Consider the following 16,539-nt stretch of genomic DNA (forward strand, 5'->3'; position numbering starts at 1 on the left):
TAGGTGGCAGGAAATAGGTAGCAGGTAAATTGCTGTTACCTGCTACCTACCATCTACTACCTCTATTAACTTTCTCTTCTCAACAAATAATTTGCCAGCTCGATAAAAGGTTTTTTCTTTTCCTCAGGAACATCTATTTTCTGAAGATAGCTTTGTCCGATTTCGTTATGTTTTTCGATCAGACGTAATGCTTTTTCATCTACTTTTGTTCTTCTGAATATCTTTTCTACTCCGTATACTTTATCAACGTTTTCCGTCTTTTTAGAATACCAGTAATCCAGTTCTTTTCTTTCTTCATCGGTAGCATGTTCTCTTGCTAACAAATACAGAACAGTTTTCTTATTTTCATAAATATCTCCTGCATGCTTTTTACCGAACTGTGCCTGATCACCGAATACATCAAGATAATCATCCATAATCTGGAACGCAATCCCGATATGTTTTCCGAAATTGAAAATAGCTTTAGCATCTTTAAAATCTGCTTTTGCAATCAAAGCTCCGATCTCAAATGAGGAAGCACTTAAAACTCCTGTTTTATAAGTAATCATTCTGATGTAGTCATCAAAAGTAACGTCTTTCTGAGTTTCAAAGTTGATATCGTACTGCTGTCCTTCACAAAGCAGAAGCCCGGTGTGGGTAAATATTCTGATACATGCTTTAAAGATTTCAGGTTCCAAGTCCTCAAAAAACTTATAGGCTTTAAGCATCAGTCCGTCTCCGGAAAGAATTCCCACATTAAGACCGTGTAAAGTATGAATGGTAGGTTTATTTCTTCTTAAAGGAGCTTCATCCATAATATCATCATGGATCAGCGTGAAGTTATGGAAAAACTCGATAGCCAAAGCCGGCTTAATTGCCTGCTTAAGATCTCCGCCGAACATCTCACAAGCCATCAGCACCATAATAGGACGAAGACGCTTTCCACCATGGGAAATAATATAGTTCATCGGCTCATACAGCTCCGAAGGTTTATCTTTAAAAGTATATTTAGTGATGGCGTCCGCTACAATCTGCTGGTATCTGTCTAAAAATTCCATAAAATCTTTTAATTTGAACAAAAATACGATTTTTCGAGGCTTTATAAAACAAAAAACTTTGCCCAAACGGACAAAGTTTATATAATTATATGATTTGTTTTTAGAAAAGGAAGGTTACCACAAGATAGGTAATTGCTGCTACTATTGCAGAGATTGGAATGGTAAGAACCCAAGCCCAAAGTAAGCTTACTGTGATTCCCCATCTTACTGCTGAAATTCTTTTCGTTAATCCTACCCCGATGATAGAACCTGTAATCGTATGTGTAGTAGATACAGGAATACCGAAGTGGTCTGTAATGAATAAGGTAATAGCTCCTGCAGTTTCTGCACTTACTCCTTCTAATGAAGTTACTTTCGTAATCTTCGTTCCCATTGTTTTGATGATTTTCCAACCACCACTCATTGTCCCTAAAGCAATAGCAATAAATGATACTAAAGGAACCCAGATATAATGCTGTGCAAAATAATCAAAACGTCCTGCAGAAGGAATATTCAAATATTGTGTATCCTGAAGCATATTAACGTGATAATAAATTACCGCTGCTCCAATGATTCCCATTACTTTCTGAGCATCATTCAAACCATGTCCTAAGCTGAACAGAGCTGATGAAGCCAACTGCAATCTTTTGAAAGATTTATCTGCTTTGTGTGGGTTTGATTTTTTATATAGGTGTACAATAATTAATGTGATAATAATAGAAATAATCATCCCTATAATTGGCGCCATGAAAATGAACAGGAAGATAGGAATAACTTTATCAAACTTTACCACACCCTGATGTGTTACCTGGCTGAAAGCTTCTTTAACAGTGCTCCACATTCCAAGTTCTGGCTGTGCTGCTGCCACATCATGATAATCCATCATAAAAGCATGCATAAGAGCCGCTCCAAGGAAACCTCCGATCAATGTATGTGATGATGACGAAGGGATCCCGAACCACCATGTAAGCAGGTTCCAGGCAATCGCTGCCACAAGACCGGAAAATATAACTTCTAAGGTGATAAAATTCTCGTTAACTGTTTTGGCAATTGTATTACCAATTTTGAATTCTCCAATAATGTAAGCAGCAATAAAGAATGCTGCAAAGTTCCAAAGCGCTGCCCAAAGTACAGCCTGGAATGGAGTTAAAACTTTTGTAGAAACAATAGTCGCAATTGAGTTGGCTGCATCATGAAAACCATTGATATAATCGAAGATCAGGGCCAACGCAATAATAACTACAAGTAAAATCGGAAATTCCATTTTTTGCTATGTATTAGGCGTATTTAATCATGATGTTCTCAATTGTATTGGCAACATCTTCTGCTTTGTCCGTTACAATTTCAAGGTAGTTCAATACAGATGAAACTTTAATAATGTTAATTGCATCATTAGTTTCAAATAATTCTACCATTGAATTGGAAAGCAAATCGTCAGCAATATTCTCAATAGAGTTCACTTTAATACAAGCTTCTTTCACCTGCTCCATATTTTTGAACCCTTTAAGGTTTTTCATAGCATTCTGAATTTCAAGACATGCTTTATGGATCAATAAAGAGAAGTCTGAATAAGCCTTCATCTCAGGTGATTTGTATAGGAAAATATATTTTGTGGAAGCGTAGATATAATCAGCGATATCATCCAGTCCTGTTGCCAATGTGTGGATATCCTCACGGTCAAAAGGTGTAATGAAGTTTTTCCCTAATTCTACGAAAATTTCGTGAGTAAGTTCATCATTCTTGTGTTCGAAGTCACTCATTTTCTTCAACATAGAATCGTCATTAAGATCGAAATCTTTGATTCCTGTGTTGAAATCTTCTGACATTGCAACTAGATTTTCAGTTACTTTTTCGAAAAGTACAAAGAAGATTTTATCTTTTGGTTGAAAAGCGTGGAAAATATTACCAATTCCCATTTTTTAGTATTTATAATTCGTGTGCAAATTTCTTAAAAAAGGATTGTACGTGAAACTATATGACATTAAGTTTTGTTAACATTCGCTTAACTCCTGATTATCAAATAAAAAAACCGGCATTAAGGCCGGTTTTATATAGTAATTTGTGAGATTTAGTTTGCTACTTCAGCTCTCATATCTTTTCCTTTGAACTTCATGGATTGAATATTGCTCAAGACATTGTCTTTAAACGATTTTTCAACTTCGAAGAAAGAGAATTTCTCTAAGATTTCGATATCTCCGATTTCAGCTCTTTTTTTGGATTTTCCATCACCAGTGGCCTTATTGATAATATCTAAAACATCAAGCTTCTTCAAATGGTCTTTTTTCCCAAGATTAAAGAAGAATCTTACCATACTCTCATCTCTTCTTCTTGGCTTTCCACCACGATCTCTGTCTCTTCCGCGATCTCTGTCTCTGCTGTCTCTGTCACGTCCGCGGTCTCTGTCTCTATCACGTCCACGGTCTCTTCTTGAGTAATCATCATCTCTGCTGCTTAATTTCTGCTCAACAAGATCGTGTTTATCTTTGTAATATAAAGCAAGATCCTTCAATTGGAACTGTAGCAACTGGTGCACCAATTCTTCTTTTGTAAATTTGCTTAGATCCGGGATTAGGCTATCATCAAATTCGAAAAGATCCTCGTGCTCCGTTAATAATTTTTCGAATACACCTCCTACCTGAGCTTTGATAATATCATCACCCGTTGGAATGAATTTTTCGTTAATTTCAATTTTTGTTGCAGATTTGATCTGTTTCAGTTTTCTGCTTTCTTCAGGCTTTATTAAGGCCATAGAAATACCGTCTTTTCCAGCTCTACCTGTTCTTCCGCTTCTGTGAACGAATACTTCAGGATCATCTGGTAAAGAGAAGTGAATAACGTGTGTAAGAGAGTTTACATCCAATCCTCTTGCTGCAACGTCTGTCGCTACAAGAATATCAATGTTTTTCAATCTGAATTTCTTCATTACTGTATCTCTCTGCGCCTGAGAAAGATCACCATGAAGAGCATCAGCTGCATACCCGTTCTGCATCAGGAAATCTGCAACCTCCTGAGTTTCCATTCTTGTTCTACAGAAAATAATGGAATACTGATTAGGGTTGGCATCGATTAATCTCTTCAACGCTTCTTTTTTCTGACGGTACCCTACTACATAGTATTCGTGAGTAATGTTCTTCTTCACTTCGTTGATAGAACCTACTGAAATACGGTGTGGTTTTGTAAGGTAATTTTTGGAAATTCTTTCTACCTCTTTATTCATCGTTGCAGAGAATAAGAAAGTTTGTTTAGTTTCCGGAGTTTCGCTTAGAATGGTTTCCAATTCGTCTTTGAATCCCATAGAAAGCATTTCATCGGCTTCGTCTAATACTAACCAATGAATCGCAGAAAAGTCAAGTGCTTTTCTGTTGATAAGATCAATTACTCTTCCCGGAGTTCCCACAATAATCTGTGGTTTATCCTTCAGAGATCTCATCTGGTCTACAATACTACTTCCACCATAAACTGCAGTAGTTTTGATGTCTTTCATGTACTTAGAGTAATTCTTTATGTCCTTCGAAATCTGAAGACATAATTCCCGTGTCGGACAAAGCACCAATAATTGGATTTTGCGACTCGTATCGTCAATCATATCCAAAATCGGAAGCGAAAACGCTGCTGTCTTGCCTGTCCCTGTTTGCGCAAGTGCGATCAAGTCGCGAATATCTGAAAGAATAAAAGGGATAGTCTGTTTTTGGATTTCTGTTGGGCTTTCGTAGCCCAGTTCGCCAATTGCCTTAAGGATATCAGGACTTAAATTGGTTTCCGTAAATAAATTCATTAACTATTTTAAAATTTTTGCAAAGATACAACAAATATTTGACTTGTTTTTGAATAAAGTTTTAAATATACAATCTTAAATTCAGAATCTTTTAATATTTCTTTGATTTTTTGAAAATTAAATGTAAAAAAAACAGCCTTAAACTAAGGACTTGTTAAACATTATTTTTTTTTATTAAATTGGATTGATTTTTTCTGTGAAATTTATGAATTTTCAAAAATAAAACCATAGAACGTAAATTTTTCTCTTTTTATATTATTATGCAAAACATTACATCTATCACAAAAGACCACTCTAAAATGACATAAAAATATCGTCAAATGAATAAGAAGAACTTCAGGTATTTGGTACTTGGCAGCGCCTTACTGACCAACCTATTTTAATCACCAATCCGTCACTGCTGATTCCTTTATCACCCAATATCCGGGTATTACCTATAGTGAAAGTTTTAAAACCTGAATAGATTTTGTACATTTGAATTGTGGTACAAATTTCCAATTCTAAATTTCCGGATTGAAAAGCCTACCCAAATCTGACTTAGCAACAACACTAAAAACACCTCACACAATATGTCTGCAAGCATTTCTTCCAAAACATTTGATTTTTTAACCAAATTAAACAAAAACAATAACCGCGAGTGGTTTAATGAAAATAAAAATCTTTACATTGAATCTCAGCAAAATGTGGTGTCATTTCTTGATGAACTGATTAAAGAGATGTCTGGTTTTGATGAAGAACTTGCTAAAATTGACAGTAAAAAAGCGCTGTTCAGAATTTACAGAGACACGAGATTTTCAAAAGATAAGTCGCCTTATAAAACTAATTTCGGAGCTTCACTGGGAATGGGAAAAGGCAATCAGAAAGGTGGTTATTATCTTCACATGGAACCCGGAAAATCCTTTTTAGCAGGAGGGATTTATATGCCTGAATCTTCAGTTCTGAAAGAAGTACGCAAAGAAATATCGTTATATGGTGATGATTTCCTCAAAATTCTCAATAATAAAGATTTTAAAAAGCACTTTCCGGAACTTGATCAGGACGACAAACTGAAAAAAATCCCACAAGGTTTCGAAAAAGAAGATCCTATGGGAGAATATCTTAAACTTAAAAATTTCATTGTAGTATATTCTTTAAAAGACGAGGAAGTACTGGATAAAAATGCAGTGGAAAATATGACTAAAGTTTTCAAGGTGATGAAGCCCTTCAATGATTTCCTGAACACTCCTTTTCTTTAATTAATCTGAAATACAGAGATTTCTTAGCCACAGGTAGTACAGATTTTCACAGATAATTAATAATAAGCTTTCTATTTCTGAATATTTTACAAAGTTTCAGAGGATAAAGACGTCTCTGTGACCAATTTAAAATCTATTAAAAAATAATTGATTACAAAATCAGAAACAAAAGAAAATCAACCTATTATATTTAACATTTTTTAAGAAAAGTTTTACATTTTTGCTTATCTTTGCTGTTCGTCAAAAAGCTTACGATGTCTTTATACCAAAAAATCGCAGAAAAACTACAATATATAAGTCCGAATTTCTATAAAAAAAGATATTTCAAAACGTTAAATAATCTTAATAAAAATAATTTTTCGGAACGCAATGTAGAACCGGAACTGGTATGGATCAAAGAATACCTTCCTAAAAATGCTGTTATATTAGACATTGGTGCGAATGTAGGAACTTTCCTATATCAACTGGAAAACGCATTGAACCATGATAACATTTATGGTTTTGAACCCAATAAAAAGCTTTGCAGACGATTGAAAAGACTGTTTCCAGCCATGCATGTCTTTCCTCTGGCTCTTTCTGATGAAAACAGTATTGCCGAGTTCAAAGTACCTATTATTAACGGAAAAACGGTTGCTTCCCGCGGTACTTTAAACACTTCTTACAAAGAGAAAGGAGAAGAGAAAAGCTATACTGAGAAAGTAAAAGTGATCAAACTGGATGAATGGGCTGCACTTGAACATTTCAACAGACTTGATTTTATCAAAATAGACGTTGAAGGAAATGAAATAAAAACCCTTTCCGGAGCGAGAGAAACTATCAGACAGTTCAAACCAACTTTGATGGTTGAAATGGAACAAAGACACCACCAAACTCCTATATGGAATGAAATATCTGAAGTGATGAGCTGGGGATATGAAGCGAAATATCTGAACAGAAACAGCTTTACCCTGGAAAATCTTACAGAGGATATTATAACACAAAATACAAACGACGAAAAAAATAAAACCCAGTACATCAACAATATTATTTTCATACCTAAAAACATTTAAAACGACTTTATGAGTGTAGTAGCGAGACAAGGCTTCAAATATTCCATTATCGGTTATATTGGTTTTTTGCTGGGCACAGTTTCCGCAATATTCATATTTCCGAATGATTTTGAATTTTACGGAAAGCTTCGCTACATTCTTCCTACCGCAGAGATGCTGGTGCCTTTTGTGGTCCTGGGAATTTCATATTCCAACGTGAAGTTTTTTCACACAGTGGAAAGAGACGGCAAAAAACAAAACATGCTCTCATTGTCGTTGCTCACTGTTTTCATCAACTTTCTGATTTTCACGGTTGTATTTTTTATACTTCCCTATTTTTATCCAAAATTCAGACACTCGGAAGCATGGAAGATCAAAGAAATGATTCTTCCGCTGATTTTAATCCTTTCGTTTTGTGCTATTTTCAATAAATACACTTCCAATTATAAAAGAATTGTGGTTTCAAATATTTTCGACAATCTGTTTCCGAAAATTGCAAATCTGGGAGCTTTCTGTCTTTTTTTCTTTGCTTTATCACAGAATATTACTGCTGCAATATCGCAGAAAATAGCCTTTGCATTCTTTTTTGGAATCTTCTTTTTAATGCTTTTGGGGTATATATACTACACCAACAAACTGGAGAAAATCAAGCTTGATTTTAATACGGATTATTTTAAGAAAAATAATTTCTGGAAAGAGTTCTTCAATTACAGTTTCTTCGGATTCCTGGGAACTTTTGGAAATTACCTGGCCATCAACAGCTTTATGATCGGAGAATTTATGGGAATGGAAGAGGTAGGAATCTATTCTGTTTTGTATGCGCTGATCTCGTTAATCTCTATTCCGCAGCTTGGATTATTTAATATTTCCGCTCCTATCATCAACAAGACTCTGGCAGACGGAGATATGGAGGAACTGGACAGATTTCACAAGAAAACATCTTTAACGTTATATTTCCTTGGTGCTGTCTTATTCTCATGTATTATGGTGGGATTCCCGTATCTGACACAATTTATGCCCAAAAACGGAACGATGCTCAGAGAATATGAGCCTGTAGTATGGATCTGGGGTTCTGCTGTGCTGATAGATCTGGCAACAGGTTTCAACGGAAATATTATTTCGCTTTCAAAATATTACAGATTCAATATTCTGGTAATGCTTTTACTGGCCGGGCTGACTATTGGGCTTAACTATTATTTCATTAAAAATACAGACCTTAAACTGATTGGAATTGCTCTATCTACAGCTATTTCTCTTTCCATCTACAATGTAGTGAAGATTATTTTCAACTATTTTGTATTTAAAGTTTCACCGTTGAGTATTGAAATGATTTTTGTTTCCATTATCTGTACGTTGGCGATTACCGTGGCTATTGTTCTTCCCAACTTCAACAGCAATCTGATCAACCTGGTTTATAAGCCGGCAGTTGTTCTGATCCTGATCTATATCGGAAATTACTTCACCAAGATTTTCCCGATTGAAGATTATCTGAATATGAAGTTTATCAAGAGTGTATTTAAGATTAAATAGTTTTTTAACGAATAAAGCGAAGGCATTTACCTTTATTCTTATTTATATCAGACTGGTTAGGAATTGTTCCAGTTTTTTCTGCACCACTTCTTTGCTGTAAGTTTTATAAAAGTCAAATGAAGTCTCTGATAGAGCTTTTAACTGTTCAAGAACATTTTCTTTTCCTGGAATGATAAAGTCTAGTTTTGAAGGATAATTTCCCGGAAAAACAGCCCATTTTCCGTAAGCGACAGCATCACCAAGATTTCCCGTCATTTTAGTCACTCCATACGTTTCTTTCATGCTGAAAAATTCTGTATCCTGCTGAATCGGACACCATAAAACATCTGCTTTCCGCATCCATTTTTCAAAATTTTCAGAGGAAACTCTTTCGGAGAAATAAGTAATATTGATATTTTCAGCCAGTCTCTGAGACAGTTGTTCAAGCTCTTTTAATTCATGCCCCTTTGCTTTTCCAAGGAATACAAACTCACAACTTTTATCTGACTTCAGATCCTGAATTGTCTTGAAAATATAAGTATAATCTCTTCTCTTCTGTGAAACTCCTCCCGGAATAACGACAATCAGATTATCATTTTTAATTTTATCAAAATCTCTGGTATAAAACAGTGGCAAAAACTGATGTCTTTCTGAAATCAAAGCTTCATCAAGTACTAAAAGTGATTGGGAGACCTGATAAACTTTAGTGTTATAAAACAATCCTTCTTTAAGCCACAATTTCAGTCTGAAAATAACATCTCCTTTGAAGATACTTTTCATCAGGTTCAGTTTTGAAACTTTTGTAAAATTAAGATTATGGGTAATAATTGCTGTATTGTACTTTTTTGTTACTGCTAAAAATGTATTAAAATAACGATGTACAGTTCCAATTACAACCAGATCATATCCTCTTCCCTTTAGCTGGTCCAGAATCATGGAACTGTCTGATAGGAACACAGCTTCATTGCTTTCAATAACCTGATCTTTAATCCTTTTTGAAAAATAATAGTCTACGGCAAAATCCTTAGAACCTTTCATAATATCCATGAAGGACTGAGCAATTTCTGCGTGGGTATCTATTTCTATGTAAGCTATTTTCTTCATGAGGGGGGAGTTACATTCTTAAGTTTCGGCTAAAGCCGATGGATTTTATTTTTTTTATTAAACGGGCTAAAGCCCGTTCCTATTGATTTACAAATAATAAGTTATGTTTTTTTTACATTTTCAGCCATTTCTTTTTCAGCATTCTCCAACGTTGATCATTAACAGCTTTTTGCTCTTCTTTTGTAATTTTAAGCTCCATTTTTTTTGATCTGCAATTTTCATAGGAATTGATAATATCGAAGAAAAATGATGGAGACTTGCTTTTCATCGCTTCTTTTGAGGAGGCAATATAAGCCAGAAGTCTGTTCAGACCTAAGAAATAAAAGTACCTGCCATAATAATCCGCCGGACGGATTGTGTAATCAGCTCCTTTTACTTTAATCAGCTTTACATGAAGTTCAGGAAGAACAACTTCCTTCCATCCCAGATTTTCCAGCAGTATGGAATCTATATTATCCCATCCCAATGTCTCTCTTAAACCACCGATCTGAATATAACACTCTTTACGATAAGCTTTCATAGGGCCTCTTACATGGTGTTTATTGGAATTTCCTTCATAGATCCAGTTTCCGTCCTTTTCTATGTATAAAAGACCTCCTACGAGTCCATATTCCGGATTGTTTGCAAAAGCTGTTTCTACTGCTGACAGATAGTTTTCCGGAAGGATGATATCGGCATCAAATTTACAGATGATATCAAATTCATCCATCGGTTGAGTCCGGAGACCATTTTTAAAAGCATGAACGACTTTCGATCCGGGCTGATGTTCAGATTTCTGAAGATTGATCGTTTCAAAACGGGAATCAGTCTTTGTATATTTCCTGATGATTTCAGGGGTTCTATCTACAGAACCGTCATTCACTACTACTACTTTGAAATCTTTGCAGCTTTGTTTTTGTAAAGAATCCAGTGTAAAGGAGAGGTTATCTTCTTCGTTATGGGCAGGAATTATGATTAAAAACCTCACGGGGATTATAAGTGATTAATGATGAATAATCAATGATAAGAAGCTTTTTAAGACATCAATTATCATTGATTAGTCATCGTTTAAAGATTTTATTTGTTATGCGGTTTCAGCATATTTTTCGGATCAAGGATTTCGTCCAGTTTCTCCTGGGAAAGAATTCCTTTTTCAAGAACAAGGTTGTAAACGCTTTTTCCGGTTTCCAATGCTTCTTTGGCAATCTGTGTAGATTGTTTGTATCCGATATAAGGGTTCAAAGCTGTTACAATACCGATGCTGTGCTTCACCATGTTCAGGCAGATTTCTTTATTGGCAGTAATTCCAACTACACATTTCTCACGAAGGGTATCTAATGCGTTGCAAAGGAAATTGATGTTTTCCATGATCGCATGAGAAAGTACCGGCTCCATTACATTAAGCTGTAATTGCCCTGCTTCTGCTGCAAAGGTTACGGTAAGATCATTCCCGAATACTTTGAAACAAACCTGGTTTACCACTTCCGGAATTACCGGATTTACTTTACCCGGCATGATAGAAGATCCCGGCTGCATTGGCGGAAGGTTAATTTCAAAAAGACCTGCTCTCGGACCCGAAGAAAGTAATCTTAAATCGTTACAGATTTTTGATAATTTCACTGCAAGACGTTTCGTTGCTGAAGAGTAGATTACATAAGATCCTGTATCTGGCGTTGCTTCCACTAAATCCGGTGCTGAAACAATCGGGTATCCTGTAATCTGAGCTAAGTTTTTAGCACAAAGTGTGGCATATCCTACAGGAGCATTTAATCCTGTACCGATAGCTGTTGCCCCCATGTTTACTTCTACAAAAAGACTGGCATTGTTATTCAGTTTAGAAATATCTTCTTCCAATGTAGCAGCATAAGCTTCAAATTCCTGTCCCAAAGTCATCGGAACGGCATCCTGAAGCTGTGTACGGCCCATTTTGATAACATCATGAAATTCCTGTCCTTTTGCGCGGAATGCAGCAATAATTTTTTCAAGCTTTTCTACCAGTCCGATATTCATCTGCAGCAATCCCATTTTGATGGCTGTAGGATAAGCATCATTGGTTGACTGGGAAAGGTTGATATGGTCATTTGGTGAACAGAATTCGTATTCTCCTTTATTTTTTCCTAATTTCTCCAATACGATATTGGCAATTACTTCATTTGCATTCATGTTGATGGAAGTTCCTGCCCCACCCTGAATCATATCTACCGGAAACTGTTCATGATATTTCCCGTCTACAATTTCATCACACGCTTCTGCTATTTTAAAATATAGGTTTTCGTCCAGAAGTCCTAATTCATAATTGGTTTTTGCGGCTGCTTTTTTCACAAAAGCTAATCCTTTTATGAAATCCGGATATGAAGACAAAAGCTGTCCTGAAATTTTAAAATTGTTGATAGCTCTTTGTGTCTGAACCCCATAATAAGCATCTAAAGGCACATTCAGTTCGCCTAATAGATCACTTTCTTTCCTGAAATTTTCCATTACAGATATTTTACTGTTTTTGATCGTTTAAAGATAGCAAAAACGCATCTAACCGATGCGCTTTAATTTGAATTATTTTACTGGATATTTTTGATTTAAAGCTTGCAGTATTGCCCATGTTTCGGCATCCATGATTCCGTCATAATTCTGTGGACGGAAGTGGTACTGAAATGCTTCAATTGTTTTTTTAGTTGCATCATCCCATTTTCCGCTAAGATCCAGTCCGTATCCAAATTTCTGTAATGAAGTCTGAATAAGGAAAATAAAGCTGGGTTCATTATATTTTGCAGTGATGTCTGCCTGTGCTGCCTCAAGATAAGTCTGCTTAGCTGCTTCATCATACCACATCCCAATCTGGTATTCATCATACAGTTTTTTCCATGGGAACATAGGTCCCGGATCCTGTTTTCTTGTAGGAGCAATATCTGAATGAGCAAGCACAAAAGTCGGCTGAATCTGATATCTTGTCACAATATCTTTAACCAATGCGGCCACTTTTTTTACCTGATCATCACTAAAAGGAGCAAAAGTTCTTTTTCCTGCAGCATCTGTAGTATAACCGGAATTGACAATTTCAATACCGATTGAGGTATCATTAAGATTTTTGTCATTTCTCCATGAGCTTACGCCTGCATGGTATGCTCTTTTATTTTCGTCAACCAACTGATAAATCTCGTTATCTCCTGTATTATTTACCAGGTAATGAGCACTCACTGCCTGCTGGGTAAGAACAGTAATCGATTTATCGTCTGCAAGAGCTGTATAATGTAATATTAAGTATCGTTGTCTGAAGTTTTGGGCTACTGCAGGGAAATAAGTCTTTACAACTTTATATCCTGCCGGTTTTGCAGATACAATAGAACCATAACTTACCGTATTATCATTTTTTGTTGGGTCTGCTATATTAGTAGTAAAAAAATCTACTCCACGATCAGATACTACTTTTGGTTTCGGAGCAACCTGAGGGGTTGTCTGAACCGTTGGTTTCGCCTGTGTTATTGGGGTTTTCGGTTTGTAAGTATTTTTTTTCACATTTTGCTGAGAAGTACATGAAAAAACAAAAGTGCTTAATCCGATGATATATAATGTCTTACGCATCAGTTTGGTTTTTGGATGATTTATTACTTCAAAAATACACAAAATTTTCTTGAATTTTATTTGGTAAATAAAGAAATCTGTTCTATATTTGCACTCGCAATAACGGAACAACGATCATTAAAAAATAAACAAAAACGGAGGGTTGCCAGAGTGGTTAATGGAGCAGTTTGCTAAACTGTCGACGCGAAAGTGTCGCAAGGGTTCGAATCCCTTACCCTCCGCTCATTTATATATTCGGGGCGTAGCGTAGTCCGGTCATCGCGCCTGGTTTGGGACCAGGAGGTCGCAGGTTCGAATCCTGCCGCCCCGACTGTTTTAGTAGTTTTCTCAAAACTACTTAATGGGTGCGTAGCTCAGCTGGATAGAGCATCTGCCTTCTAAGCAGACGGTCAAAGGTTCGAATCCTTTCGCGCTCACTTAAAGACTTACTAGAAATAGTAAGTCTTTTTTGTTTTTAGAAGGTTACACATCTTAGTTTACAATCCAACAATATCACAGGAAATCGTACTTTTAATTTAAAACTAAAAGACTTCTGTTTAATCCCTGATAAGCTGCTTAATTTCATTCTGATATTTCTTATTCTGCTTTCTGATCTTCATTACAAAATAGGAAAAGGTGCTTAGTATAAACAGTCCAAGAATAATCATTCCAGCAATAAAATAATTATATCGGGTAATTAGCTTTTTACTTTTCTTTTGAGTTTCTATATTGTGAACATCAATGGCGTGATTGATAGAGCTTAATTCGCTCTGTTCTCTTTTAAATTTTGTTTCAAAGTATTTTCTGCTGTAGACCTGATAAAGATTAGGATTTCCCATCGCCAGATAATTATCCGCTATTTCTTTATAAATCCCTTCATTAAGGGACAGATCACCTACTTCCTTGCCTAGGTTTTCAGCTTTTATTAACAGTTCCAAAGCTTTCTGATTCTGATGTTTTTGCTTATTAATCTCTGCCAGCCCTTTTAAAGCGAACGCTTCCAAACTTTTTGCTTTGATCAAATCTGCCAGATTCATAGATTTCATGAAAGCTGTTCCTGCATTGTCCGGTTGATTCAGAATGAGATAGCAATGACCAATATTGTAATAAATGATACTTTGGTTGAAATAAGTTTTCTCTTTTTTCTCTTTTATTTTTTCAAAGTTTTTGATCGCGATTAAAAACTCCTGAAGAGCAATTTCCGGATTCGACTGGCTTTTATAAATCATGCCGCGCAGCGCAAAGCTTCTGGCTGTTTCAAAATGTTTCAGATAGGAATCTTCCGGGAGCTTTACCAGATATTCATCAGCTTCATCCAGAGTTTCAAGACTTTTACTGAAAAGTTCCATCTGCTGATATTGTATAGCTGCCGCAATCAAAAAACTGGTCTGGATCTTGGGATCGTTTGTTTTCTGAACCAACTCTCTTGCTTTCAGAATATATTGCAGAGATTCATCAAAGTTTCTCTTGGCAATTCCTGCGGTGGATAGAATCAGATAGATTTTAATGGATTTATTGAGGTCTTTTTCTTTTCGGAGCAGTTTCTTTCCAATGTTTATGGCTTTGTCCGGATTGTTATAAATTTCCTGATTGGCAATCTTCATCAGGGAATCATCAGAAATTTTCTGCCCGGCAAGAGGTGCCTGGAAAAGCAGAAGACTCATCAAAATGATATGGATAAAGAATTTCATCAGTTTTTATTTTTTATAATTTCCTGAATATAGGTATTCGGTGACATTCCTGTAATGGATTTGAATACGTTCGTAAATGCACCATGAGATGAAAATCCCGCGTATTCTGCCAGATAGCTTACTTTATAATTCAGATAAGCCGGATCTGTTTTCAAAAGACGCGCAATATGATCAATTCTCAACTCATTAACGTAGCCGTTAAAGTTCTTTCCTTTATTGTTATTAATAACTTCAGACAGATATTTAGTATTTATTCCCGTCTGTGCGGAAAGAATAGCCAGTGACATGTTTTTATTCAGATAGCTGTCAGATTTTTCCCAGTCTTTGAGCTTCTGCAGAATTTCTTCTTCTTTTTCCTTTGAGATTTTAGAAAGATCTTTTTCCTGATTTTTATTTTCTTTTACAGGCTCTTCTCGCGGCCCGTCAACCTCAACACCTGAAGAGCCTTCTTTTGTTTTCAGTTTTTCAAAGAAATCAAGCTGTTTTTTGAGATGCCTGCTTCTTGATGATTCACTCAGAAAATAAGCAATCATTCCCGCAATAAGAATTAAAATAACAATACCGGCAGTTTTAAGCTGTTTCTCTTTATTCTGTTCCTGAAACTCAAGATTTTTATGATGATATGTTTCAAGCAGTTTGACAACATACTGTATGCCTTCTTTTTTACTGGAATCCAGTTTTGCTTTTAAATCTGTATATAAATTATTGTAATAATAGTATTTTTCATCATTATTGAGGGCCAGATAACTTCGGGCAAACAATTCATAAAATATGATTTTCAGATCATTATAAGGCAGGTTTTCAATTTCGGAAAATCCCTTTTCCAGTTGTTTTACAGCTCCATTATAATCTCCTTCCAGAAAGTAATAACGGGACATATTTTCATAGGCAAAAGCCGAGATAAAAGCATTATTTCCATATTTTTCAGTATCCTGAATAACATCATCAAGTAATTTCTTTGATTCTTCAAGCTTATTCTGCCGCATCAGGAAAGCAGACCGGAAAATCATATTTTCCCATTTGATAATTCTGTTCTCTTCATTGTTATTATTAAGATAAGAACCACTTTTATCAATATTCAGCAAAGCGGAATTATAATTTCTATCAATTCCGGCATTGATGGCCTGAAGCTGAAAAAGTTTAGCAAGCACCATCCGCTCTTTGGGATTATTGCTTTTTAAAAGTTCCGGATCTTTTAAAATACCTGCAATGATCTTTTTCGACTGCCCATACAGTCCTAAATTCTGATACTGATCTGCCAGATTATAATCATCAAACAACTGGATAAAATGAGAAAGGCTTCCTTTTTCATCATCTTCTTCTTTCTGATTGGAAATACTTACAGACTGCACATAGTTTCCCTGCAATGCATAAGCCTGGGAAATAATATTCCGGAGAATTACTTTATGCTCAATGTTTTTGTCACTGATCAGAAGACTCTGTGAATAGCTGATACATTCTTCGGGATTCTGATATAATTTCTGAAAAGCTTTGTCGGTTAAAATACTGAAATCAGGAGCTGCCTGCCCATTTATAAAAACCGGGCACCACAAAATGAAAAACAATATTGATATATTATTTTTCAGTATTTTTTTGAACATAAGGATCATTTCCCCATTGTTTTTATCTGATATTCCTATCATTACT

The 16,539-nt window shown here is 35.6% G+C and carries 13 protein-coding genes and 3 tRNA genes; 6 read left to right on the top strand and 10 right to left on the bottom strand.

Annotated elements, in window-relative coordinates; genetic code table 11:
- Positions 1–65 precede the first annotated feature (65 nt).
- The 4 genes from LC457_RS21995 to LC457_RS22010 form a co-directional block, all read right to left on the bottom strand.
- Entirely contained in the window at positions 66–1,037 is a 972-nt protein-coding gene (locus LC457_RS21995) for a polyprenyl synthetase family protein (RefSeq protein ID WP_110010795.1), read from the bottom strand.
- Between the two features lie 100 nt (positions 1,038–1,137).
- On the bottom strand, positions 1,138–2,280 hold the full coding sequence (locus tag LC457_RS22000; protein ID WP_223601752.1) for an inorganic phosphate transporter: 1,143 nt from the start codon (positions 2,278–2,280) through the stop codon (positions 1,138–1,140).
- A 13-nt stretch (positions 2,281–2,293) separates the two neighbouring features.
- Entirely contained in the window at positions 2,294–2,932 is a 639-nt protein-coding gene (locus LC457_RS22005; protein ID WP_042723220.1) for a DUF47 domain-containing protein, read from the bottom strand.
- 152 nt (positions 2,933–3,084) lie between these two features.
- Positions 3,085–4,791, bottom strand: a complete 1,707-nt coding sequence (locus LC457_RS22010) for a DEAD/DEAH box helicase (protein ID WP_047420633.1) — start codon at positions 4,789–4,791, stop codon at positions 3,085–3,087.
- A gap of 569 nt (positions 4,792–5,360) precedes the next feature.
- Between LC457_RS22010 and LC457_RS22015 the strand changes: the two genes are divergently transcribed.
- The 3 genes from LC457_RS22015 (at position 5,361) to LC457_RS22025 (ending at position 8,584) form a co-directional block, all read left to right on the top strand.
- Positions 5,361–6,026 (top strand): DUF2461 domain-containing protein, encoded by a 666-nt coding sequence (locus LC457_RS22015; protein WP_223601753.1) that lies wholly within the window; start codon positions 5,361–5,363, stop codon positions 6,024–6,026.
- 254 nt (positions 6,027–6,280) lie between these two features.
- A complete protein-coding gene (locus LC457_RS22020; RefSeq protein WP_223601754.1) occupies positions 6,281–7,075 on the top strand; it encodes an FkbM family methyltransferase in 795 nt (264 codons plus the stop codon).
- A gap of 9 nt (positions 7,076–7,084) precedes the next feature.
- The gene (locus tag LC457_RS22025; protein WP_223601755.1) at positions 7,085–8,584 is read left to right on the top strand and encodes a lipopolysaccharide biosynthesis protein; all 1,500 of its coding nucleotides are present in this window, start codon (positions 7,085–7,087) and stop codon (positions 8,582–8,584) included.
- A 42-nt stretch (positions 8,585–8,626) separates the two neighbouring features.
- On the opposite strand, the gene LC457_RS22030 is transcribed toward LC457_RS22025, so the two are convergent.
- The 4 genes from LC457_RS22030 to LC457_RS22045 all read right to left on the bottom strand — a co-directional run bounded on the left by LC457_RS22030 (position 8,627) and on the right by LC457_RS22045 (position 13,222).
- On the bottom strand, positions 8,627–9,667 hold the full coding sequence (locus LC457_RS22030; RefSeq protein WP_223601756.1) for a hypothetical protein: 1,041 nt from the start codon (positions 9,665–9,667) through the stop codon (positions 8,627–8,629).
- 112 nt (positions 9,668–9,779) lie between these two features.
- Positions 9,780–10,634: a glycosyltransferase family 2 protein gene (locus LC457_RS22035; RefSeq protein WP_223601757.1), complete on the bottom strand. Its 855-nt coding sequence runs from the start codon at positions 10,632–10,634 to the stop codon at positions 9,780–9,782.
- An 89-nt stretch (positions 10,635–10,723) separates the two neighbouring features.
- Positions 10,724–12,124 (bottom strand): aspartate ammonia-lyase, encoded by a 1,401-nt coding sequence (gene aspA / locus LC457_RS22040; protein WP_213278338.1) that lies wholly within the window; start codon positions 12,122–12,124, stop codon positions 10,724–10,726.
- Positions 12,125–12,196: 72 nt separating this feature from the next.
- A complete protein-coding gene (locus LC457_RS22045) occupies positions 12,197–13,222 on the bottom strand; it encodes an N-acetylmuramoyl-L-alanine amidase (protein ID WP_223601758.1) in 1,026 nt (341 codons plus the stop codon).
- A 136-nt stretch (positions 13,223–13,358) separates the two neighbouring features.
- Here LC457_RS22045 and LC457_RS22050 point away from each other — a divergent pair.
- The 3 genes from LC457_RS22050 (at position 13,359) to LC457_RS22060 (ending at position 13,638) form a co-directional block, all read left to right on the top strand.
- Positions 13,359–13,443 (top strand) — tRNA-Ser (locus LC457_RS22050).
- Between the two features lie 14 nt (positions 13,444–13,457).
- A tRNA-Pro gene (locus LC457_RS22055) sits at positions 13,458–13,532 on the top strand.
- 32 nt (positions 13,533–13,564) lie between these two features.
- Positions 13,565–13,638: transfer RNA gene (locus LC457_RS22060), tRNA-Arg, on the top strand.
- 120 nt (positions 13,639–13,758) lie between these two features.
- On the opposite strand, the gene LC457_RS22065 is transcribed toward LC457_RS22060, so the two are convergent.
- Complete coding sequence (locus LC457_RS22065; protein WP_223601759.1) at positions 13,759–14,892, bottom strand: lipopolysaccharide assembly protein LapB; 1,134 nt, start codon at positions 14,890–14,892, stop codon at positions 13,759–13,761.
- On the bottom strand, positions 14,892–16,535 hold the full coding sequence (locus LC457_RS22070) for a helix-turn-helix domain-containing protein (protein WP_223601760.1): 1,644 nt from the start codon (positions 16,533–16,535) through the stop codon (positions 14,892–14,894). The genes LC457_RS22065 and LC457_RS22070 overlap by 1 nt, the downstream gene beginning before the upstream one ends.
- Between the last annotated feature and the right edge of the window lie 4 nt (positions 16,536–16,539).

The organism is Chryseobacterium sp. GVT01B (assembly GCF_019970045.1).
GTDB lineage: Bacteria > Bacteroidota > Bacteroidia > Flavobacteriales > Weeksellaceae > Chryseobacterium.